Origin of the sequence: Nonomuraea sp. B10E15, assembly GCF_039871615.1 — a bacterium.
Lineage (GTDB): Bacteria > Actinomycetota > Actinomycetes > Streptosporangiales > Streptosporangiaceae > Nonomuraea.
Genome location: NZ_JBDPMB010000020.1, coordinates 51,264 through 71,211 on the forward strand (window position 1 = coordinate 51,264; position 19,948 = coordinate 71,211).

The 19,948-nt window shown below is 66.7% G+C and carries 20 protein-coding genes; 7 read left to right on the top strand and 13 right to left on the bottom strand.

The features are described 5' to 3' along the window. Positions 1-37: 37 nt before the first annotated feature. The 3 genes from ABGB14_RS38085 to ABGB14_RS38095 form a co-directional block, all read right to left on the bottom strand. On the bottom strand, positions 38-1,384 hold the full coding sequence (locus ABGB14_RS38085; protein WP_347648709.1) for an HAD-IIIA family hydrolase: 1,347 nt from the start codon (positions 1,382-1,384) through the stop codon (positions 38-40). 166 nt (positions 1,385-1,550) lie between these two features. Beyond that, positions 1,551-2,555 (bottom strand): LacI family DNA-binding transcriptional regulator, encoded by a 1,005-nt coding sequence (locus ABGB14_RS38090; RefSeq protein ID WP_347648710.1) that lies wholly within the window; start codon positions 2,553-2,555, stop codon positions 1,551-1,553. Between the two features lie 8 nt (positions 2,556-2,563). After that, a complete protein-coding gene (locus ABGB14_RS38095) occupies positions 2,564-3,604 on the bottom strand; it encodes a hypothetical protein (RefSeq protein WP_347648711.1) in 1,041 nt (346 codons plus the stop codon). 79 nt (positions 3,605-3,683) lie between these two features. Between ABGB14_RS38095 and ABGB14_RS38100 the strand changes: the two genes are divergently transcribed. The 4 genes from ABGB14_RS38100 to ABGB14_RS38115 all read left to right on the top strand — a co-directional run bounded on the left by ABGB14_RS38100 (position 3,684) and on the right by ABGB14_RS38115 (position 8,649). Then, the gene (locus ABGB14_RS38100) at positions 3,684-4,724 is read left to right on the top strand and encodes an ABC transporter permease subunit (protein ID WP_347648712.1); all 1,041 of its coding nucleotides are present in this window, start codon (positions 3,684-3,686) and stop codon (positions 4,722-4,724) included. Beyond that, positions 4,724-5,611: a carbohydrate ABC transporter permease gene (locus ABGB14_RS38105; protein WP_347648713.1), complete on the top strand. Its 888-nt coding sequence runs from the start codon at positions 4,724-4,726 to the stop codon at positions 5,609-5,611. Before ABGB14_RS38100 ends, ABGB14_RS38105 begins: the two co-directional genes overlap by 1 nt. A 65-nt stretch (positions 5,612-5,676) precedes the next feature. After that, positions 5,677-7,353 carry an extracellular solute-binding protein gene (locus ABGB14_RS38110; protein WP_347648714.1) on the top strand — a complete coding sequence of 559 codons (1,677 nt, stop codon included), beginning with the start codon at positions 5,677-5,679 and terminating at the stop codon, positions 7,351-7,353. A 78-nt stretch (positions 7,354-7,431) separates the two neighbouring features. Continuing rightward, complete coding sequence (locus ABGB14_RS38115) at positions 7,432-8,649, top strand: hypothetical protein (protein WP_347648715.1); 1,218 nt, start codon at positions 7,432-7,434, stop codon at positions 8,647-8,649. Between the two features lie 192 nt (positions 8,650-8,841). On the opposite strand, the gene ABGB14_RS38120 is transcribed toward ABGB14_RS38115, so the two are convergent. The 3 genes from ABGB14_RS38120 to ABGB14_RS38130 form a co-directional block, all read right to left on the bottom strand. Further along, entirely contained in the window at positions 8,842-9,330 is a 489-nt protein-coding gene (locus ABGB14_RS38120) for a nitroreductase family deazaflavin-dependent oxidoreductase (protein ID WP_347648716.1), read from the bottom strand. Between the two features lie 79 nt (positions 9,331-9,409). After that, positions 9,410-10,237: an NmrA family NAD(P)-binding protein gene (locus tag ABGB14_RS38125; RefSeq protein ID WP_347648717.1), complete on the bottom strand. Its 828-nt coding sequence runs from the start codon at positions 10,235-10,237 to the stop codon at positions 9,410-9,412. A 15-nt stretch (positions 10,238-10,252) separates the two neighbouring features. Further along, positions 10,253-10,906, bottom strand: a complete 654-nt coding sequence (locus ABGB14_RS38130) for a hypothetical protein (RefSeq protein ID WP_347648718.1) — start codon at positions 10,904-10,906, stop codon at positions 10,253-10,255. A 66-nt stretch (positions 10,907-10,972) separates the two neighbouring features. Between ABGB14_RS38130 and ABGB14_RS38135 the strand changes: the two genes are divergently transcribed. Continuing rightward, complete coding sequence (locus ABGB14_RS38135; protein ID WP_347648719.1) at positions 10,973-11,614, top strand: helix-turn-helix domain-containing protein; 642 nt, start codon at positions 10,973-10,975, stop codon at positions 11,612-11,614. A gap of 2 nt (positions 11,615-11,616) precedes the next feature. Here ABGB14_RS38135 and ABGB14_RS38140 read toward each other — a convergent pair whose 3' ends face one another. Then, on the bottom strand, positions 11,617-12,267 hold the full coding sequence (locus tag ABGB14_RS38140; protein WP_347648720.1) for a hypothetical protein: 651 nt from the start codon (positions 12,265-12,267) through the stop codon (positions 11,617-11,619). 545 nt (positions 12,268-12,812) lie between these two features. On the opposite strand from ABGB14_RS38140, the gene ABGB14_RS38145 reads away from it, so the two are divergent. Next, positions 12,813-13,118 carry a hypothetical protein gene (locus ABGB14_RS38145; RefSeq protein ID WP_347648721.1) on the top strand — a complete coding sequence of 102 codons (306 nt, stop codon included), beginning with the start codon at positions 12,813-12,815 and terminating at the stop codon, positions 13,116-13,118. Positions 13,119-13,209: 91 nt separating this feature from the next. Here ABGB14_RS38145 and nadE read toward each other — a convergent pair whose 3' ends face one another. From nadE to ABGB14_RS38160, 3 genes are all read right to left on the bottom strand, one after another. Further along, positions 13,210-14,040: an ammonia-dependent NAD(+) synthetase gene (gene nadE / locus ABGB14_RS38150; protein ID WP_347648722.1), complete on the bottom strand. Its 831-nt coding sequence runs from the start codon at positions 14,038-14,040 to the stop codon at positions 13,210-13,212. 105 nt (positions 14,041-14,145) lie between these two features. Then, a complete protein-coding gene (locus tag ABGB14_RS38155) occupies positions 14,146-14,874 on the bottom strand; it encodes a DJ-1/PfpI family protein (RefSeq protein WP_347648723.1) in 729 nt (242 codons plus the stop codon). A gap of 31 nt (positions 14,875-14,905) precedes the next feature. Then, positions 14,906-15,793: an SDR family NAD(P)-dependent oxidoreductase gene (locus ABGB14_RS38160; protein ID WP_347648724.1), complete on the bottom strand. Its 888-nt coding sequence runs from the start codon at positions 15,791-15,793 to the stop codon at positions 14,906-14,908. A 95-nt stretch (positions 15,794-15,888) separates the two neighbouring features. Between ABGB14_RS38160 and ABGB14_RS38165 the strand changes: the two genes are divergently transcribed. Next, positions 15,889-16,482, top strand: a complete 594-nt coding sequence (locus ABGB14_RS38165; RefSeq protein ID WP_347648725.1) for a TetR family transcriptional regulator — start codon at positions 15,889-15,891, stop codon at positions 16,480-16,482. 400 nt (positions 16,483-16,882) lie between these two features. Here the strand turns inward: ABGB14_RS38165 and ABGB14_RS38170 are convergent, their stop codons facing one another. The 3 genes from ABGB14_RS38170 to ABGB14_RS38180 form a co-directional block, all read right to left on the bottom strand. Beyond that, positions 16,883-17,278, bottom strand: coding sequence for a spore-associated protein A (locus ABGB14_RS38170; RefSeq protein ID WP_347648726.1), 396 nt, complete (start codon positions 17,276-17,278; stop codon positions 16,883-16,885). Positions 17,279-17,873: 595 nt separating this feature from the next. Next, positions 17,874-19,331 (bottom strand): MFS transporter, encoded by a 1,458-nt coding sequence (locus ABGB14_RS38175; protein ID WP_347648727.1) that lies wholly within the window; start codon positions 19,329-19,331, stop codon positions 17,874-17,876. A gap of 92 nt (positions 19,332-19,423) precedes the next feature. After that, positions 19,424-19,867, bottom strand: a complete 444-nt coding sequence (locus ABGB14_RS38180) for an Rrf2 family transcriptional regulator (protein ID WP_347648728.1) — start codon at positions 19,865-19,867, stop codon at positions 19,424-19,426. Positions 19,868-19,948 lie beyond the last annotated feature (81 nt).

Genomic DNA, 19,948 nt, shown 5'->3' on the forward strand with positions numbered 1-19,948 from the left:
CGAACGTGAACATGCCGTTCTTCTGCGTGCTCCCACGTCAAGATCGTCGGCCGCCGACCACCTCGACTGCCGCGGCTACAAGATCATCGACGACGGAGCAGGCAGGAGTGCCGCCCCAGGCTTGCTCTGCGGCCCGCCCGTCGCCGGTGCGAACCAGAATCGGCCGGACGCCGGCGGCCTGTGCGGCCGCGATGTCCGATGACCGGTCGCCGATCAGATAGCTCTTGGGCAGGTCGAGGTTCAGCTCGGCAGCCGCACGTCTGATCATGGCCGGGCTGGGCTTCGGTGCGTCACCCACGTTGTACCGATCGGAAACGGCACGTTCCCCGGCTACCGGACTGCTGTAGATCGCATCGACGGTGACGCCTTCGTCGGCCAGCAGCTCAGACATTCGATCATGCACTTCGTCCAGGGTTGCCGGCTCCGCGTAACCGAGGCCGACGCAGGACTGATTCGTCACGACGATCAGGGCGTAACCGTGGTCACGCAGGAGCCGGAGCGCGGGTGCGGCAGCCGGAAGCAGGTGCATCGCCTCTGGGCCGTGCCTGTAGGTCGCAAGCGTGTTGATGCAGCCGTCTCGATCGAGGAACACCGCCTTCCGGGCGGGTGCGTCACCTGCGAGATCGACCTGTGCATGCCGGACGGTGCCGGCTCGATCGCCGTCGAGCGCGATGTCGAAGATCCGGTACGGGTGGGGGTGCTCGACAAGTGCCGGCGTGACACTGAAGGTGGCCGACCCGATCGTGGTCGGCTCGGCCCCCGGATGGTAGTGCCCGGACAGGGACAGCACGACCCGGCCGGAGTCGCTGGTCCGCTGCTGGAGCTCCCCACCTTCCGCGTAGGTGTGCGGATAGCCCTCGTCCAACCGTGGCGTGATGACGAAATGCTGCAGATGGACCTGCGGACGTGTGTCCGGGTCGAGCAAGGACGAGTCGAACCGCTCCCGTTCGGTCAGCGTGCGACGAGGCACGTTGCCGGTCGACTCGCGATCCCAGAAGCTGACGAAGCGTAGCCCTCCGACGTCACGGACGAATGGTCCGGATCCCAGTTCCTCGGCGTGGATGCGATAGCTGTCGTGATTGCCGGGAACGGCGATCCACTCGATGTCGCAATCGTCCAGCATCCGTCGCACGAGGCGATAGTCCGCTCGTACCCGTTGCCAGACCAGCCGGTCCCGGGCGGCATCACGCTCGCGTTCGAACAGGTATCCCGGAACGTCCACCACGTCACCGGTGATCACGATCAGATGGGCGCCACGACGGCGGGCGTCGTCGAGCGCGGCTGCCAGCAACTCGGGAGCCGTACGACTACGCCGGACCGGCAGTGTGGAGTGTCCAGGGATATGGCTTCGGAGGTGTATGTCGGTGATATGGGCGATGCGCATCGAGGATGCTTCTCCTGTCGTGCCGGCGCGTGACTCGAACAGCCGGCGTCCGTGGCGTGACGTCGGTCGGTACTGGCTGGTGCAGTGGGGAATGGTCTGTCCGGTGAGAGCAAGCCGGACGTGCTGATGGCCGGCTCTCTCCTGGCACCGGATCGAGCCGGTGAGATCACCCGGCCGGCTGGGCCGTTGACTTTCGAACCTTGAGCTCGACGGGAAGCTCCCGATGAGGCCTCTCGATCTCTTCCCCGTTCAGGGCGCCGATCAGCATCGTCGCCGCCTGCCGTCCGATCTCGAAGCGATCGACCGCGATCGTCGTCAGTGCCGGGCCGAGCAGGTGCGATGTCGGAAGATCGTCATGACCGACGACGCTGAGGTCGCGGGGAATCCGGAGCCCGGCTTCGATCGCGGCATCGTAGACATGGTGCGCCAGCAGGTCGCTGTCGGTCATGATGGCGGTCGGACGATCCTCTCTGGAGAGTGCGCGAACCACTCGCTCGACCGTTTCGTCGGCAGTGCTGCCGGAGATGACCCGAGACGGAAGCCCCGCGGCCTTCATCAGCCGGCGGAACAAGGACACCCGTTCCGATGCCGACGACAGCCCCGGATTGGTGAGCAGGCCGATCCGGCGATGCCCGAGCTCGAGAAGATGGTCAACGGCCGACCGGACCGCTTGAGCCGCGTTACCGCGGATGCTCATCACAGCCGATGACCTCGCGCTGCGCGCCGAGTTGACCAGCACCACGGGACGATCGGATTCGCCCCGCCAGGCCGCCAGCACGGCCTCGCCGTCGATCGGCGCGATCGCCAGCCCGTCGAGCTGCCGGTTCGCCATGGCCTTGATCATGCTGGTCTCGCGCGACCGGTCAAGATCCGAGGTGCCGACCAGGACCTGGTAGCCGCGCTCCTCGGCAGCACCGCTGAAGCCGTCGATCAGGCGCAGGTAGCCGGGGTTGCTCAGGTTGCGGCTGATCAGTCCGAGCATGTTGGAGCGCTCGACCCGGAGCGCGCGTGCGGCGAAGTTCGGACGGTAGCCCTGCTCTTCGGCAACCGCTCGCACGCGCTCCCGAAGCTCGTCACTCACCCCAGGGCGACCGTTCAGGGCCATGCTGACCGCGGTCGGACTGATGCCGATGATCGCCGCCAGCCCTTTGAGGGTCGGACCGCTGGACATCCTCGGCATCAGACGCCCCGGCTCGCCATCGGCTCGCCATCCTTGGCGTACAAGTATCCCGCGTTGGGCCCCAGCACGGCATCTATTGTGCCACTTCGCTCGATGATCGGCAGCGTCGGAGAGCTGAGCGAATTGCCGCTGACGACGGTCGCCGCGATCTCCCCGCCGACGGCGGCGTCCAGGTGGACCGCGGGTCCGCTGGTGCAGGCCACCACGTTGCCGGTGATCGCGACGCCTGTCACCTGCCGGTCACCGCCGGTCCTGATCCGGATTCCTGCGGCGGTACCGGAGAAGGTGTTCGCAGTGATCGAAGCCGCGCTGGTGTTCGTCAGGTTGACCGCCCAGCACGACAGGTCGGTGGCGGTGTTGTTCGCGATCACGACCGAACTGTGCTGGAGGCTCGGATGCCCCGTGTGACAGCCGACGAAGGTCGGATAGCCGGAGCAGAAGTTGTCGATCACGCGGACGTGGCTGCTGTGGGTGTTGTCCTCGGCACCCCACGCCGTCAACCCCGGTGCGGCCAGGTCGAGGCTGACCGCCTCGGTCTGGTAGGCGTGCGGTTCGCGAGCGATGCCGGTGACGAAGCGACATCCGGAGATCGTCACGTTGTAGGTCGAGTTCGTCTCGATGGCGTGCCACTCGGGCATGTTCCGGATCTCGAGATCACGAACCTGAACATCCCGTGCATGGTTGAACACCATGCCGAAGGACGGCCGGGGATTCTCGAAGCCGTTCACATCCCAGATGCCGCCCTCGACCATGATGTTTCCGGGGCCGTCATGAGCGCCGACGGTTCGTCCGGCGCCGTAGGGACCGTTGATCAACATGGTCTGGATCGCTCCTGTCCGCACGACGCGCGTCGCGGGCGTGAGCGTCAGACGAGTGCCGGCGTGCACCCGCAACGGCGCCTCGCGGAGCTGCCACTCCCCGGGACCGACGATCACCCGCCCACCGGCGGACTCGGCCACTTCGTCCAGTGCCTGCTGCAACGCGCGCTCGTCCTGCACTCCGCTCTGTCGAACGACTTCGACCACGGCCCGACCTGTCACGTACGCCTCCGTCTTGCCGAAACTGTTATTTACGGCTCGTCCCGCCGGTGTTAACGTGCCAACTGTAACGTTGAAGTTCGTGGTGGTCGAGACAGAGGATGATGCCGTGACGTCCGTTCAGAGGAGGGACACGACGGGCCGTGAGGTCGTCGTCACTCATCCCGACGCGACGACCTTGAGCCGTCCGGGCTCGCAGTCATCCCCGCCCTCCGGACGGATGCGACGACTTGCGCATGCACTGCGACAGCACAAGGTGATCTATCTCCTGCTGTTGCCGGGCATGCTCTACTTCCTGGCGTTTCACTACGTTCCCTTGGCCGGCGTCTCGATCGCCTTCATGGACTACTCGCCGTTCCTGGGGCTGAGCGGCTCGACGTGGTCCGGACTGGACAACTTCGCCAAGCTGTTCGGCGATCCGGAATTCGCCAGTACCGTCCGCAACACTTTGGTCATTTCGTTTCTGCAGATCGCGTTCGCGTTTCCCGCTCCGATCCTGCTGGCCCTGCTGCTCAACTCGCTGCTCAGCGAGCGGGTGAAGCGCATGGTGCAGACCGTCGTCTACCTGCCGCACTTCTTGTCCTGGGTGATCGTGATCGCCGTCTGGCAACAGGTTCTGGGCGGTGCGGGCGCCTTGGCCGACCTGTTCCAGCAGTTGGGGTTCGGCAGCGTCAACGTGATGGCGAACGCCGAGACGTTCAAGATTCTGCTGACCTCACAGGTGATCTGGAAGGACGTGGGGTGGGGAACGATCATCTTCTTCGCCGCCATAGCGTCGATTCCCACCCAGTTGTACGAGTCGGCTGCGGTGGACGGGGCGGGATCCCTGCGACGCACCTGGCACATCACCCTTCCGGGGATCCTGCCCGTGATGGTGCTGCTGCTCATCCTCAGACTGGGCAACGTTCTGTCCGTCGGTTTCGAGCAGATCCTGTTGCAACAGCCCTCCGTCGGAGCCGAAGCGGCGCAGGTGCTGGACACATTCGTCTATTTCCGCGGTGTGCTCGGCGGCGATTGGGGTAGCGGCGCGGCCGCCGGCCTACTCAAAGGCGCCATCGGCACCCTGTTGATCGTCGCCGCGAATCGGATCGCGCGCCGCGCCGGCAGTGAAGGACTGTTCTGATGACGTCATCCCGTCGGCCGGTCTGGGTCGAACCGCCGAACCGTGTCGTGACGACGACCAAGGGGATCCTGATCGCTCTGATCCTGCTGATCATGATCTATCCCTTGGCGTACGTGATCCTGAACTCGTTCGCCAGCCCGGAGGCCACCACGACAGCCGGGCTGATCCCGAGCGAGTGGAGCTTCTCGGCGTACAGCACGATCTTCAAGGGTGGAATCGTGCAGCGGTCGTTGATCGTCTCGATTCTGATCACGCTGGTCGGTACCGCGCTGTCATTGGCCGTCACCGCAACCCTCGCCTACGCGCTCACCAGGACCCGGCAGGTCCCGGGGGTCCGGCCGGCCCTCTATCTGGTCCTGCTCACGATGATCTTCAGTGCAGGAATCATTCCGAATTACCTGGTGGTGAAGGCGTTCGGACTGCTCGACTCCTACTGGTCGCTGATCATCCCCGTGCTGGCGTCGGCCTTCAACGTGGTGGTGATGCGGAACTTCTTCATGCAGTTGCCGCGGGAACTCTTCGAGGCCGCGCGGATGGACGGCGCCGGGGAGTTGAGCATCTTCATCAAGATCGTGCTGCCGCTGTCCAAGGCGGTGCTGGCGGTGATCGGCCTGTTCTACGCGGTGTCGTACTGGAACTCGTTCTTCAACGCGATGCTCTACCTCAACGACTCCTCGAAGTGGCCGATTCAGCTGGTGCTGAACTCGTACGTCCTCCAGGGCGCGTCGATGAGCTCGATGAACAACACCGAGATGTACAACCTGCCCTCCAGCCAGTCGGTGCAGATGGCCGTTGTGGTGATGGCCACGGTCCCGATCCTGATCGTCTACCCGTTCCTGCAGAAGTACTTCACCAAGGGTGTGCTGACCGGCGCCATCAAGGGCTGACCCGCGCGGCGCCACTGCCACCTTTCACCAGTTCACGCCCTTGACCAAGGGGTTGGGAGTTCAGCATGTCCGCACAGTTCACGTTTCCGCGCGCCGCAGGCGGCGTCCCCACGATGAGCCGGCGGGCCGTACTCGGCCTCGGGCTCGGCGCCGTCGGGGCGGCCCTGACCGGCTGCGGATCCGGTGGCGCGAATTCGTCCGGCACGAAGAAGGCCGCGGCGCCGCCGCCGACGTACGTCGCACCGCCGGTGTATCCCGGGGCCGTCGTTCCGGACGTGCCCGGCGTCCCGACGGCCTATCCCTCGATGCCGAAGAAGCTGACCAGGACCGTTGCCGAGATACCGGGCCGCGGCGGCGCCGTCCGGCATTTCCACCTGACCTGGGGTCCACCGGCGACCCCGCTCGCCGACAATCGGTGGTGGCAGGGGCTCAACGAACGTCTCGGCATCGACTTCAAGGTGACGGAGGTGTCGGCCGGCAACTACGACGCGAAGTTCGCCACCATGCTGGCCGGAGGCGATCTTCCCGAGGTCGTGCAGCTGACCTTCTCCGCGGGCTGCCTGAAGGCCATCAAGCAGGGCGCGTTCGCCGATCTGAGCGAAACCCTGTCCGGCGACAAGGTGCTGGAATTCCCCAACCTGGCCAACGTCCGTACCGAGCAGTGGCAGGCCTGCACCATCAACGGCGGGTTGTGGGGCGTGCCGATCGACGTGCCCGTCGAGCTGCTCGAGTTCCGGTACCGCAAGGACTGGGCGGAGAAGCTCGGCTTCGCCAAGCCGCCGGCCGACGCCGACGAGACGGCCGAGCTCCTGGTCGCGATGACGAAGGGGAACCCGGAGGGGTCCAAGAAGACCTGGGGGCTGACGGCATTTCCAGGGATGGCCCTTGAACTGGCCTACGGCATGTTCGGCGTACCCAACAACTGGAGGTACGAGGGCGGCACGCTCACCCACGCCATCGAGACTCCGCAGTTCGAGGCGGCGATCGGCTGGCTGGTCAAGCTGTGGAAGAACGGCGGAATGCATCCGGACGCGCTGGCGCTGGGAAGCCAGACCGACCGTTACCGGGCCTTCGTCGTACAGGGCCAGGTCGGCATGGCGGTGGACTCGGCAGCGAACTTCCACCGCCCGAACTCCCAGTACGGCAAGGTGGTCGCCAAGCTGGACGGGGCCTTCGCCGCGTTCATTCCTCCTGGTCATGACGGGTCGAGCAAGGCGGTCTTCCGGAAGTCGGCAGGAGTCTTCGGCATCAACGCGATCTCGGCCAAGGCCGCCGAGGACAAGGATCGACTGGCCGAGATCCTCCGGCTGTTCAACTGGCGGCGCGGACCCGTGGGCAGCGAAGAGTGGTACTACCAGGGCTGGGGAGCCGACCGCGACTACTTCACCCGTGGGGCCGATGGGGAGCCGGTCGCGGTCGAGGGCACCAACCTCGATGCGGACAAGGGAGCCATCGGCTACGGACTGACACCGCAGAGCTGGATCTTCCCGACCGCCAAGGAGTGTGTGGAGACCAACTCCCAGATGGTCCGCCAGTCGGTCGCCAGCCCGGTCGAAGGACTTCAGTCGGACACCCAGGACGCGCGCGGCGCCCAGCTCGATCAACTCTTCGCCACCTACGTCAATCAGATCGTGGTCGGCTCCCGGCCGCTGAGCGACATCGAGAAGTACCGCCAGGCCTGGCGCAGCCAGGGAGGCGACCAGATTCGCCGCGAGTTCGAAGTGCGGCTGAAGGGGAGTTGACCCTCACTCTCTCCACCTCTTTCACCTCAGAAGGGAAACGACATGACAGTGAGTCGACGGGCCGCGCTTACAGCCGGTGTGCTGAGCGGCGCCGCGGTGTTGACGGCCGGCGGCGCCTCGGCGGCGCAGGCCGCATCGAGCGGGCGCGGCCAGAATCCGTCGGTCGCGGGTGAGTCGGACAGCGTCCGCAAGCTGCGCCGACTGCTCGACCTTGCCGCCCGCGGCGACCGGAGCCTGCAACGTGACGCCGGTGGGCGTTGCGTCGTGGTCGCCCCGACGGGCGTCCACGTGCTGAAGCGGCCCCTGGTGATCGGCGGGAACACCACGCTGCGGGCGCACGGTGCGACCTTCACCTCCGACATGGCGGTCAAGCCACAGACGTACTACAAGGACACGAACCAGCACTCGCCGGAGCCGACCTACCCCGATTCGTTCGTCAGTGTCGCGGCGGTGAACTCGCGTGAGGCGACGTTATTGATCAACGACGTTCGCGACGACTGCACCGGCTACCAGGCGCCCGGCAACATCCGGGTGGAGGGCGGCATTTGGGACCCGACGGCGCACTTCGTTCGGAACGCGGCCGGTGATGATCGCGCTCGGGCGACGGCCGCGCCGCCGATGAACGCGATCACCTTCGAACACACGCACCACGTCGAGCTGTCCGGGGTCACCGTACGCAACGTCAAGTGGTGGCACGGGATCGAGTTGAACGCCGTCCGTACCGCGACCGTCAGCGAATGCCGGCTCGAAGGCTGGGTCGAGGCGCCGACGGCCGGGCTGTGGCACGGTGAGGCGGTCCAACTCGACGTGGCGACCGCCGGCACCACCTGGGGCGGAGTCGCCGACAACACTCCGACCACCGACATCCGGATCACCGACAACTACTGCGGTGCATCGCAGGACTATCCGGGCTGGGGCAAGATCATCGGCTCGCACACCGGCGCCCCCGACGCGGTGCACAGCGACATATGGATCGAACGCAACCTGATCGAGAACGCGAAGTGGGACGCGATCGGACCGATGAACACCTCCCGGGTCGTCATCCGAGAGAACACGATCAGGTCGAGCTGGGGCGGCGTCTATGTGAAGTCGATCAGCCCGAATCCGAACGAAACGGTCGACATCATGGGCAACGACATCACGCTGGTCGACGGGTCGACCCGTCCCGCGGTCGGCGTGAACGCCACCAACGCCCAGCTGCCGGTCAGCGACGTCGCGGTCTACGCGAACACGGTCCGAGGTGGTGGGTTCAGCTACAGCGCGAACGTCACCTTCAGGCGCGAGCCGCAACGGTGATGTCACACGACGGCGGCGAGCCTGGCAGGACCGTCCATCGTCGTGTATCTCGTCTTCGGTCTCCCGCACCGACCAGGGCCAGATCTCAGCTCCCCATATGAGAAGAGGGACCTGGTGCCGGACCCTGTTCGGCACGCACCGCCGCCGGGCACGTGCCTGCGACGCCTGCCCGAGCCGGACAGGCCCCAGACGTCACATGGCCGACCAGGGGTCGCCGTCGAGCGGGGTGAGCTCGAACACCGGGTGGCGGCCGGCCTCGGCGATGAAGTCCTCCACCGGAGAGTCCCTGGTGGCCTGGAAATACGGTCGGGCGGGGGCCGAGAAGCCCACATAGCGCTTCAGGACGGGTCCGGCCTCCATGGGCGCGAGTTCCCGGATGGTGTAGGCGCGTGTGGTGAACCGGCGGCGCAAGATCACCTTTCCGGCGGCGCGAGCGTTGAGCACCCAGGAAACCGCCCCATAGGGGGCGACCAACCAGCGCCTGCCCTCGTGTTCGACGAGTGCCACCGGCTGGGTGCGCAGGCGGCCGCTCTTGCGGCCCCGGGTGGTCAGGAGATAGCCACGGGGGATCAGGCCCGCGCGGATGAGCACACCGACGATCGTGTTGCCCGCCCGGACGATCCGGCCCGCAGGGTACGGTTTTGTCGGCCCGGCGGCCCTGCCGGAGTGGCTGGCGGCCATGTCATGCACCTTTCATCGGTCGTGTCATGGGGGCGGCTTACAGAGCGGCCATCGGCATCGTCGTCTGCTCGCTTCGGCTTCACCGGAAGCGATCAGCGTGTCTGCCGGCCCACTCGGCATACGTGTTCGGCGGGCCGCCGGTGGCCTGGTGTACCCCCGGGAGGATCGGGGCGGTCGTGCCGGAGGCGGCGGCCAGAACGCCGATCATGGCATCCGCGACCGCGGGTGGATGGTGGGCGACGAGGGCTGTACGGAGTTCCTCCGGAGACAGCTCGGCGAAGCGGAGGGGCCGCCCGAGAACCTCGCCGAGGATCTCAACCCGTTCGACGGTGGTCAGGGGTTCCGGCCCGGACAGTTCGTACGTGTGGCCCGCGCGGTCGTCGTCCAGCAACGCGGCGGCGACAACCGCGGCGATGTCGTGTTCGTCGACCGGTGCCAGCGAGGCGTCAGGGAAGGCGTTGTACACCGTGTCCCCGGCACGGATCGAGGGCGCCCATGACAGGTCGTTGGCCATGAACGCGGTCGGCCGGACGAACGTGCAGAGCATGCCGGAGGCGCGTACGGCGTCCTCATTGGCTCGATGCTGCCGCTCGATCAGGCTGGGCCCGCCGGGGAGCGTCGCAGAGGACAGCAGGACGATCCGGCGTACGCCGGCCTCGCGCGCGAGCGCCAGCAGGTCGGCGACGGGCCACCCGGGCACGGGGAGCAGGTAGGCCACATCCACACCCTCGAACGCCGGCTCGACGGACGCCGCCACCCGGAGATCGCCGAGCATGGCCACGGCACCGCCGGGCAGCTGAACCTCGTCGGGACGTCTGGTGAGCGCCCGCACGGTGGCGCCTGCCGCGGTCAGTTCGTGAACGACCCGGCCGCCTATCCGGCCGGTGGCCCCGGTTACAAGTATCACGTTCCTGTTCCTTCCTCAGATGTTCAGCAGGGCGATGCTGTAGGCGACGATCCAGGCGGCCCAGCCGAGCCAGCCGAGCAGGCCGGTCACCGCGATGCGGTTGGTGCCGTCGGCGTTGTACGGGGCGGCCGTGGAGGAGATGAACAGCAGGGCCGCGCTGATCCAGCCCAGCCACGCGTGCCAGGAGGGGATGAACGCGAGGCTCGCTCCGGCGGCGGTGAAGCCGAGCACCGCGATGGCCAGGAAGACCTGGTTGAACCCGAACAGGACGTTGCCGAACGCCCACAGTCCGGCCACCGAGCCGCGGTGATGCCGGGCGGCCGCGGCCGCCCCGAACCGCAGCGATTCGACCACCATGAAGGTGGCGTTCTGCATGAGGACGCCCGCGAAGCCGACCAGGGCCCAGGCGTTGCCGCCGGTCTGATCGCCTCGCCAGAGCGCCGCGAGCAGCCCGGCGGCGAACACGGTGGTGAACAGCCAGGAGGCCGGGACGAAGACCGAGGGCGCGTTGATCCGCTTGCCGACGCCGGCCAGCGCGTCGGTGACCGCGTCCAGGGATTGGCCGGAGGTGGGCTGCGGGAGTCCGGCGCGGACGTAGATGACGTTGATGATGATCGCGAGCAGGACGAATCCGATGCCTGCGACACCCGCCAGACTGGTGGTGGTCACGGTGACCACCAGTTGAGTTGACGAAGCATATATTGAATATAAGTCACGGAAAGACGGGGTGCAATCATGGAGAACGAGACAGGGCGGCGCCGCTACAACTCACTGCGCCGCGTGGCGCAGGCGAAGCAGACGCGAGCGGAGATCGCCGACGCCGCGCGCCGGCTGTTCCTGTCCCAGGGATGGGCGGCGACCACCGTGCGCGACGTCGCCCGGGAGGCGGGGGTCGCCGTTCCGACCGTGTACGCGGCGTACCAGAACAAGGCGGGGCTGGTCTGGGCGCTGGCCGACGCCGCGGACCTGGCCGCGGGCGTGCCCCAGATGATCGACGAACTGGAGGCCACCTCTGACCCCCGGCGGCATCTGGCCGCGATGGCCGGCTACGACCGGCGTCTTTTCGAGCGCGCGGGCGATCTCATCGTTCTGATACGTGACGCGGGCCGTACCGAGCCCGATTTCGCGGACTTCTATCTGCGGAGCCGGAGGCAGGTCGGCGAGCACCGCACTCAGGTGTTCTCCTCCTGGCCGGACGGCACGCTCCGCCGCGGCCTGGACGTCCCCACCGCCATCGACATCTACGCCGCCCTGTGCAACATCGACGTCTACACCACCCTCCGCGTCGAACGCTCCTGGTCGCCCGACCGGATCGAGTGCTGGTGGGGTGAGGCGCTGGCCCGCGAACTGCTGAGCCGTCCGACCGGCACCCCATGAGATCAGATGCTCAGCAGGGCGATGCTGTAGGAGAGGATCCAGGCCCCCCACCCGAACGCGGCGATCAAGCCGGCCAGCGCGAAGCGGCTGGCGCCGCCGATGGTGTACGGAGTCAGCGAGGAGAAGACGATCATCAGTCCGGCGGTCAGATATCCCAGCCAGGTGTGCCAGGCGGGGATGATCCCGAGGCTCGTTCCGGCGACGGTGAAGCCCAGTATCGCAGTGGCCAGGAAGATCTGGTTGAAGCAGATCAGCGCATCGGTCAGCCTCCACAGGCCCATTACCGAGCCGCGGTCATGGACGGCGGCCGAGGTCATCCCGAACCTGAGGGCCTCCGCCGTGGTGAAGACGACGTTCTGCATCAGGACGCCCGCGAAGCCGACCAGGGCCCATGCATCTGTCTCCATGTCGCCGCGCCACAACGTCGACAGCAGCCCGGCGGCGAAGGTCGTGGTGAACGCCCAGGCGACGGGCACGACCACGGAGAGCCTCTTGAGGCGGCCGCCGATCGTGGCGAGGGAGTCGGTGATCACCTCCATTGACTGACCCGCTGCCGGCGCCGGGAGACCGACACGGATGTAGGCGAAGTTGAGGACGATCAGCATCAGAACGAACCCGACACCGCTCGTGGCCGCCAAGGTAGTGATGGCCATCGCCACCTCCTATTGATTTTACGTCTCCTCTATTGAATATTACACAGGTAAGGTCGGCGGGCGACCATAACGGACGTCGGTGGATGGTTCTGCGCAGGCGGTCGTGGATGGAGCGCACGATTCAGGCGGAGTGTGATCCAGCGGTCGTCGTGCGTCCGCGTCGAGCCGAAAAGCATGGTCCGCCGGCCGCGCTTGGTCGAGGTGGTTGTGATCGCCGGCCAACCGCGCTGTTTCCGAACCCGGTGGAACCCCCCCGATGGCCACCGACGACAGTCGGCTGCATTGAGCAGTTCCAGTTGTGCCGCGTGGTCCTGGGCGCGGTTGGCGCTTCGATGTGTACGGAGCCTTGGCCGACCTGTTCCAGCAGTTGGGGTTCGGCAGCGTCAACGTGATGGCGAACCCCGAGACGTTGATCGTCTCGATTCTGATCGCGCTGGTCGGTACCGCGCTGTCATTGGCCGTCACCGCAACCCTCGCCTACGCGCTCACCAGGACCCGGCAGGTCCTGGGGGTCCGGCCGGCCCTCTATCTGGGTCCTGCTCACAATGATCTTCAGGGCCGACATCATTCCGAACTACCTGGTGGTGAAGGCGTTCGGACTGCTCGACTCCTACTGGTCGCTGATCATCCCCGTGCTGGCGTCCGCCTTCAACGTGGTGGTGATGCGGAACTTCTTCATGCTCAACGACTCCTCGAAGTGGCCGATTCAGCTGGTGCTGAACTCGTACGTCCTCCAGGGCGCATCGTCGAGCTCGATGAACAACACCGAGATGTACAATCTGCCCTCCAGCCAGTCGGTGCAGATTTCGTCAGCGTCGCGGCGGCGAACTCGCGCGAGGCGACGTTATTGATCAACGACCAAGTGGTGGCACGGGATCGAGTTGAACGCCGTCCGTACCGGATCCCTGCGTTGACGGGGGAGGAGCCCACGGCGGCGAGAGATCAGAGGGCGGTTGGCAACTGTCTCTTGTGCTCGGTGAGCTCGTAGCGGCGGACGATGACCTCGAAAGTGGCCTCATCGACCGGCTTGCCTTCCAGAAAATCGTCGATGTCGTCGTAGGTGACGCCGAGCACCTCCTCATCGGGCCTGCCCGGGTTCAGCGTCTCCAGGTCTGCGGTCGGGGTCTTGTCGATCAGCGTGGGCGGCGCACCGAGTGCCTGTGACATGGCCCGTACGCGGCGCTTGGTGAGGCCGGTGAGCGGGACTACATCGGCCGCGCCATCGCCGAACTTGGTGAAGAAGCCAGAGACCGCCTCGGCAGCGTGATCGGTGCCCACCACCAAGCCTTCGTGTGCTCCCGCCACCGCGTATTGAGCAATCATGCGCTGCCGGGCCTTGATGTTGCCGTGCAGGAAGTCCTGGTGGTGCGCGTCCCGGAACACCATGCCGCCGGCCAGCACCGCCTCCAGCGCTGCGTCACTGGCGGGCTGCACATCGACGGTCAGCACCCGGTCGGGCTGGATGAACTCGAGCGCGAGCTGTGCATCCTGCTCATCAGCCTGGACTCCGTACGGCAGCCGCATCGCCAGAAAGGTCGAGTCGCGCCCGGCGTACCGGACCCGCTCGACCGCGAGCTGACACAGTCGGCCTGCGGTCATGGAGTCCAGACCGCCGCTGATGCTCAGGACCAACGAGCTCCGTCTCGTGGAGATCAACTGGTCGGTGAGGAAAGCCACACGGCGCTCGATCTCCTGCCCTACATCAAAGGACGCGCTCACCTGGAGATCTCGGGCGATCTCCTGCTGCAGGGACATGGAAACCTGGTCGGTCATGGTGCTCCTCCGTCTGGACTCGTGGGCATGGCCGGCATGTGCCGCTGCGGCGCCCCTTCGACGCGGATACACCGACCGGCTCCGGATCCACAGCGAACACGCACCTCATGCCGGGATCGGGCGGGAGCGCCGACGGTGGGCGCCGGGTGGGACGCCGGTCTGCCGCATGAAGGCGCGGCGCATGGTTTCGGCGGTGCCGAACCCGCTGTGGCGGGCCACGACTTCCAGGCCCTCGGTTGTGGTTTCCAGCAGCAGGCGGGCGGCTTCGACGCGGGCGCGTTCGACGTACTTGCCGGGGCTGAGCCCGACTTCGCGGCTGAAGATCCGGGTGAAGGTGCGGGTGCTGGTGGACAGTCGGGCGGGCGCGAGCTCCGCCCCGTGGTCCTGCTCGATGAGGGACAAGGCCAGATCCACCCCGGCGCTCACGCCCGCCGCGGTCACGATCGGCGGGTCCTCGACGAAGATCGCATCAGCCTCGACCGTGACGGCGGGATAGGCGGCGGCCAGCTCCTCGCGAAAACGCCAGTGCGTGGTGACGTGACGCCCGTCCAGCAGGCCGCCCTCGGCCAGCACGAACGCGCCCGTGCACATCGCCCCCACCCGCCTGGCCTGATGCGACAGACGCCGGACATGCTCGACCAGCTCACGCTCCAGCATCGCCCGCCGGCGACTCAGCCCTCCGGCCACCATGAGCGTGTCCAACGGACCCGCGACATCCGCCACATCCACATCCACCCCCATGCGCATCCCGCACGAGGTCCGCACATCCCGCCCACCGGCCGAGGCCAGCCACACCCGATACCCGCCACCGGGCACGTCGATGACATCGCGCATCACCCACCCCCGCACTTCACAACATGTCTGATCAGCCGTCGTGTACCTGGACCCGCTCGCTCTGGGCGGCCAGCCGGGCCCGCAGCAGCGGTGCCAGTTCCCGGTCTCGCTCGGTTTCGGCCGGCAGCGCCTCCATGAGTGACCGCATGCGCTCCTCGATCAGCGGTGCCACGTAGCGGTCGGTGTGCACGTACAGCTTGTCCGCCAGAATCGCCTCCAGCACCTGGTCCCCGACCACGTCCGGGTCGAGCCCGTAGCGTTGGAGAAGGGCGTGCCCCTCCTCGGCGGACGGGTCCTGCCGCTCCTCGGCTCGAGCGCTGTTGAGGGTGACGTTCGTTCGCACGAGTCCTGGGCACACGACCGTCACCCCGATGCCGTTCGCTATGAGCTCTGGCTGGATTCGCAGCGACTCCGACATGCCGACCACGGCGAATTTCGACGTCACGTACGTGACGTTGGTGGTGGCGATCAGCCCTGCCCCGGAGGCGGTGTTGACGATGTGCCCCGGCCCGCCTCGGTCCAGCATGCGTGGCAGCACGGTCTGCACGCCGTTGATCACGCCGCCGAGGTTGACGTCAAGCACGTGGTCCCACTGCTCGTAGCGCAGAGCCCTGATCGGTGTGAGGAAGCCGAGCCCGGCGTTGTTGCAGAGCACGGCGATCGGGCCGAGCCGGTTCTCCGCGGCGTCGACGACGCGGGTGAACGCGTCCCGATCGCGGACGTCGAGCGGGAAGACCGCCACGGCCGAACCGTCGCCCGCGAGCGCCAGCAGTTCCCGCTTCGCTGACTGCAGTCGCTCCTCATCGAGGTCGGCCAGCGCGAGACGGGCGCCTGCCCTGGCGAACGCGCGGGCCATGCCGAGCCCGATGCCTTGGGCGCCTCCGGTGATGAACACGGTTCGGCGTGCTAGATCCTTCATGGCGCCTCCTGCTCGTGACAGTGACTCTCACTTTTACTGTAGTGCATGTCACTGTCATCTGAAAGTCACTCCCAAATTTCGGCTAGGCTGGTGCCATGTCTGAGGAGTCCCGGCTGCGAGAGCGGAAGCGTCGAGCAGCGATGCGCCATGTCCAGGCGGTGGCGCTGGACCTGTTCGACGAGCATGGCTTCGCCGCCGTCACGATCGAGCAGGTCGCGGCGGCGGCCGACGTTTCACCAAGCTCGGTCTACCGCTACTTCGGCACCAAGGAAGGGATCATCCTGTCCGGTCCCGACGAGGGTCTGGTCAGCGAACTGCGAGAGCTGTCAGCCGAGGGCCGCCCGATGATCGAGGCGCTACGCCGTACGGTCGCGTTGTTCGTCGCCACCTCGGCCGGTGACACGGTCGACCGGCGGAGGGTGCGTTACCTGATGGAGGTGCCGTCCGTCCAGGCGGCGGTGGCTCATCGGTTCTTCAGCGACACCTCGGCGGTTGCGGATTATCTCGCCAGGCAGATGGGCCGTCCCGTACATGATCTCGAGGTTCAGATCATGTGCGGGGCACTGTACGGCGGGATAATCGGGACGCTCCGGCACTGGCACACCACGAACTACGCGGAGCCGCTGGGCGACTTGCTGGACAAGACCCTGACAGCCCTGGAGAGGGGTTTCCGCGTGGACCGCCACTGAGACGAATGCCGCTGGGCACTGCCGAAGATCCACGGCCACCGCGACGGGCTCAGCAGTTCCGGTCCGGACCGTTCGTACGTGGGGCCCCCGCGAGCGTCTTGCGCACGGATCGAGCAGCCGGGTCCCCGCATCTGGCCGCGGACGAGCACGCCGACGATCGTGTTGCCCGCCCAGCCGTGAAGGGAAGTCGCGGTCCGCGCGAGAAGCTGAGCTGACATAAAGTGCATGGTGAAGTACGTCGGCTTTTCGACGTACTTCAGGATAGTTGTTCGGGCGCAGCAGACTCCTTGTCGCCGGGTGATCTGAGAGTGCCGGTTTCCCTCGGGAGGCCGGCCCTCTCAGGTGCGTTGGGGCCGGGAGAGATCTCGCCCTCCGCGGCCGGCCGCAGCCCGGATCGGCGTCAGCCGCAGTGCTCCCATGGCGAGGTGTACTGCGTGCTACCGTAATCGCCGCCCCACCTGATGCATTTGCCGGCCGCAGACATTTTCACGGGGCCGGCGTAAGTCGAGTAGTGGCCCGGGTCGTTGCGCCACACATCTCCCACCCTGATGACGGCGTCGACGTAGGTGTTATTGGGGCTGTCCTTCCAGGTGACCACGCAGTTAGTGGAACCGTTGTACATCAGGTAGACGGTGGCGCGGCCCAGGTCATGCTTGTCGATCACGTGATAGGAACCGCCGCCGCAGGCCGCGATCGGTGACGAGGCCGCCATCGCCGGACTGCCGACGGCGAGGGTTCCGGCAAACGCCGCCACAGTCGCGAACGCGACCGCAGCGCCTTTCTTCCATGTGCGCACAGAAATACTCCTGATAGATCGCCCGATAAACGTGATGCTCTGCAGGTCGCCTGCCGACGGGTCGGGCATTGATGTACACGCGCCGTCCCATGGCACCGTGGCCTCACGGAAAATGGCTGGACAGAGCGCACGCCAATGTCGGCTGGTTGGTTATTTAGCGAAAAAGGTTCTAGCACACCCGGCATGTGACGGTCAATCAACAGAAAAGGATCCCATTCGAGCGGCCGAACCTTAGGCGAGTTCACGCGCGGCCAGATGATCGACGTTGCGTTGGACGAGAACCGACCATACATCCTGAGCGAAGGACACGTAGCCCACCTATTCGGCCATGCCGCCATGGACTCCTCTTTCGTCGGCCGTCTCCATGATTGAATTGTTTTCGCGTGAGCGGCCGCGAGTCAGGCATGGAGTCAGAAATCAGCCGTAGCCCTGGGGTGGAATTATCGAACGAATGCCGCGGCAGGCCCCGCCCAGCCGCGGCCCTGAGCCTGAATCCACGGCATGATTCCAGGTGATCGTTCTCCGGTCCATTTCCATGAGGGGCCGGTCAAGCCGTCCATCACGCGGGGTGGATCATGGATGGCGGCGAAGGCGTTCATCCAGGCGGGCACGCTGATGAGTCGGCGGGGCGGGGTGGCCCCGCCGGCGCCGGGGTGGAATGCATCCGGAACGTGGTGATCAACGCCGGGATGACGACCACGGCCATGGCCAGGAAGACGTCGGAGAAGGCAGCGCCTTCGTGCCCGGAGTGCAGGGGGTTGATAGCGCCGCTGCCGCTCTGCTGCCTTGCGGTCACCAGCACACCGAACAGGGCGGGGCCGGTACCCGCGCCAAGAAACTGGGCTCCTTGCAGGATCCCGAGGCCGGCGCCGACCTGGTCGGCCGGCAGCGCGCTTGCCACGGCGCTGATGATCGGTGTCATCACGCAGACGAACCCGACGCTGAGCCCGAATATCCCGACCCCAGCGGGGATCGCCGACGTGCCTCCCGCGAAGGTCGACAGGAACAGCGCGAACACTCCGACGGCTGCGAGGCCCGTAAGCACCAGGAGCCGGGTGCCGGTGTGATCGGCGAGGCGGCCGATCAACGGAGAGACGATGGCGACGGCCACCCCGGCCGGGATCATGACCAGGGCCCCGGCCCTCGGTTCGAGACCGTTGACGTCAACCACCAGGAGCGGCACGAAGACCAGGCCGCCGAGGTTGATGATCATGGCGAGGAACGCGACGACGACCCCGGCCCGGTAGATCTGATGGGTGAACAGCGCGGGCGGGATGAACGGCTGCGCGCTGCGGGCGGTGCGCCACCCGAAGAGCGCGATGGCCACGATCGCCACCACGAGGCTGCCCCAGGACGTGGGTGCGGTCAGGCCGGCGACCTGTGCCTGGGTGATGCCGAAAAGGATCAGGCCGGCGCCGAGGCCCAGGAGGATGCCGCCGGGAAGATCGAACCGCTCCGCGCCGGCTGGAGCCCCGCCCGGTAGCACCCGCAGCGTCACGGGAAGCAGCACGCACGCGACCGCGAGCATGAGCCAGAACAGCGCGGGCCAGCCGAGGGACTGGCCGATCCCGCCACCGACAGCCGGTCCGGCGGCGGTGCCGATACCCGCGGCCGCGGAAACGACGCCGATCCCCATCCCCCGCTTGTCCTCCGGCATCAACCTGGTGACGGCAATGATGGAGAGCACCGGGATCGCGGCTGCGCCTACCCCCATCACGATCCGCCCGAGCACGAGCACGAGGAGATCCGGGGCGAGCGCGCAGATCAGGCTGCCGGCGGCGTATGCCAGCAGGGCGAAAGCGAAGAGACGCCGCAGGCTCACCCGGTCGGAGATGCGGCCGTAGAAGGGGATGCCGACCGAGAACGTCAGCAGAAACCCGGTGACGACCCACGCGAGCTCCGCCTCGGAAGCCCCGAACTCCGCTCCGATCGACGGGAGCACGAGATTGACCATGTCGCTGGCGATGACCGTGGCGAGCATCGCCGGCAGGAGCACTGCCAGCAGGGCTGGCCCTGAGCCGGTTCGTTCGGTTGCGGTCGACGTGGGTGTCATGAGACCCGTCCTCCGTGCGGCAATACTGCCACTGAAGTAGTTACAGTTAGGGCAGAAAGAAGGGCGGAGGACGTGCCTCCGCCAGTGCTCGGCTAGCGATTCGGTGGTGCGTGCTCACGCTCGGCGGCCAGCACCTGCTCGACCAGGTGGGCGATGGTCGTCCGGCCGAGCCGTTCCTTCATGGCCTGTTCCGCGTCCCGGAACTCCACCTCGAGCAGGTTTTGCATGTGGCGCCCGACCTCGCATGCATCGCTGGCCGGATGGGCGTGCCGCGACAGGATCGGCCCCTCCTCGACGGCGCCGTAGGCGTCGTGGAGCGTGATCTCGCGCGGGGCGCGGGCAAGGGACCAGCCGCCGCCACGCCCCTCGGTGGACCATACCAAGCCAGCGTTCCGCAGGCTGCCGAGGATGCGCCGCACGAGAACCGGATTGCTCGCCAGGCTGTCCGCGATCTCCGCGGAGGTCAGTGAGCGTTCCCAGCGCGCCAACATCGTGAGCGCGTGAATCGCGACCGCGCTCCTGCTGCTGAGACTCATCCGCACCCCTTCGCGCTCCGCTGCGTGTGGATTGAACTGTAATGAGGCTAGTTGCAGTTTGATGGCTCGTCAATCCAGAAG

Excerpts from the sequence above, each read along its gene's own strand:
- ABGB14_RS38085 (WP_347648709.1), bottom strand. The coding sequence starts at position 1,384 with ATGCGCATCGCCCATATCACCGACATACACCTCCGAAGCCATATCCCT.
- ABGB14_RS38090 (WP_347648710.1), bottom strand. The coding sequence starts at position 2,555 with ATGTCCAGCGGTCCGACCCTCAAAGGGCTGGCGGCGATCATCGGCATC.
- ABGB14_RS38105 (WP_347648713.1), top strand. The coding sequence starts at position 4,724 with ATGACGTCATCCCGTCGGCCGGTCTGGGTCGAACCGCCGAACCGTGTC.
- ABGB14_RS38110 (WP_347648714.1), top strand. The coding sequence starts at position 5,677 with ATGTCCGCACAGTTCACGTTTCCGCGCGCCGCAGGCGGCGTCCCCACG.
- ABGB14_RS38120 (WP_347648716.1), bottom strand. The coding sequence starts at position 9,330 with ATGGCCGCCAGCCACTCCGGCAGGGCCGCCGGGCCGACAAAACCGTAC.
- ABGB14_RS38135 (WP_347648719.1), top strand. The coding sequence starts at position 10,973 with ATGGAGAACGAGACAGGGCGGCGCCGCTACAACTCACTGCGCCGCGTG.
- ABGB14_RS38140 (WP_347648720.1), bottom strand. The coding sequence starts at position 12,267 with ATGGCCATCACTACCTTGGCGGCCACGAGCGGTGTCGGGTTCGTTCTG.
- ABGB14_RS38145 (WP_347648721.1), top strand. The coding sequence starts at position 12,813 with ATGATCTTCAGGGCCGACATCATTCCGAACTACCTGGTGGTGAAGGCG.
- nadE (WP_347648722.1), bottom strand. The coding sequence starts at position 14,040 with ATGACCGACCAGGTTTCCATGTCCCTGCAGCAGGAGATCGCCCGAGAT.
- ABGB14_RS38155 (WP_347648723.1), bottom strand. The coding sequence starts at position 14,874 with ATGCGCGATGTCATCGACGTGCCCGGTGGCGGGTATCGGGTGTGGCTG.
- ABGB14_RS38160 (WP_347648724.1), bottom strand. The coding sequence starts at position 15,793 with ATGAAGGATCTAGCACGCCGAACCGTGTTCATCACCGGAGGCGCCCAA.
- ABGB14_RS38165 (WP_347648725.1), top strand. The coding sequence starts at position 15,889 with ATGTCTGAGGAGTCCCGGCTGCGAGAGCGGAAGCGTCGAGCAGCGATG.
- ABGB14_RS38175 (WP_347648727.1), bottom strand. The coding sequence starts at position 19,331 with ATGACACCCACGTCGACCGCAACCGAACGAACCGGCTCAGGGCCAGCC.
- ABGB14_RS38180 (WP_347648728.1), bottom strand. The coding sequence starts at position 19,867 with ATGAGTCTCAGCAGCAGGAGCGCGGTCGCGATTCACGCGCTCACGATG.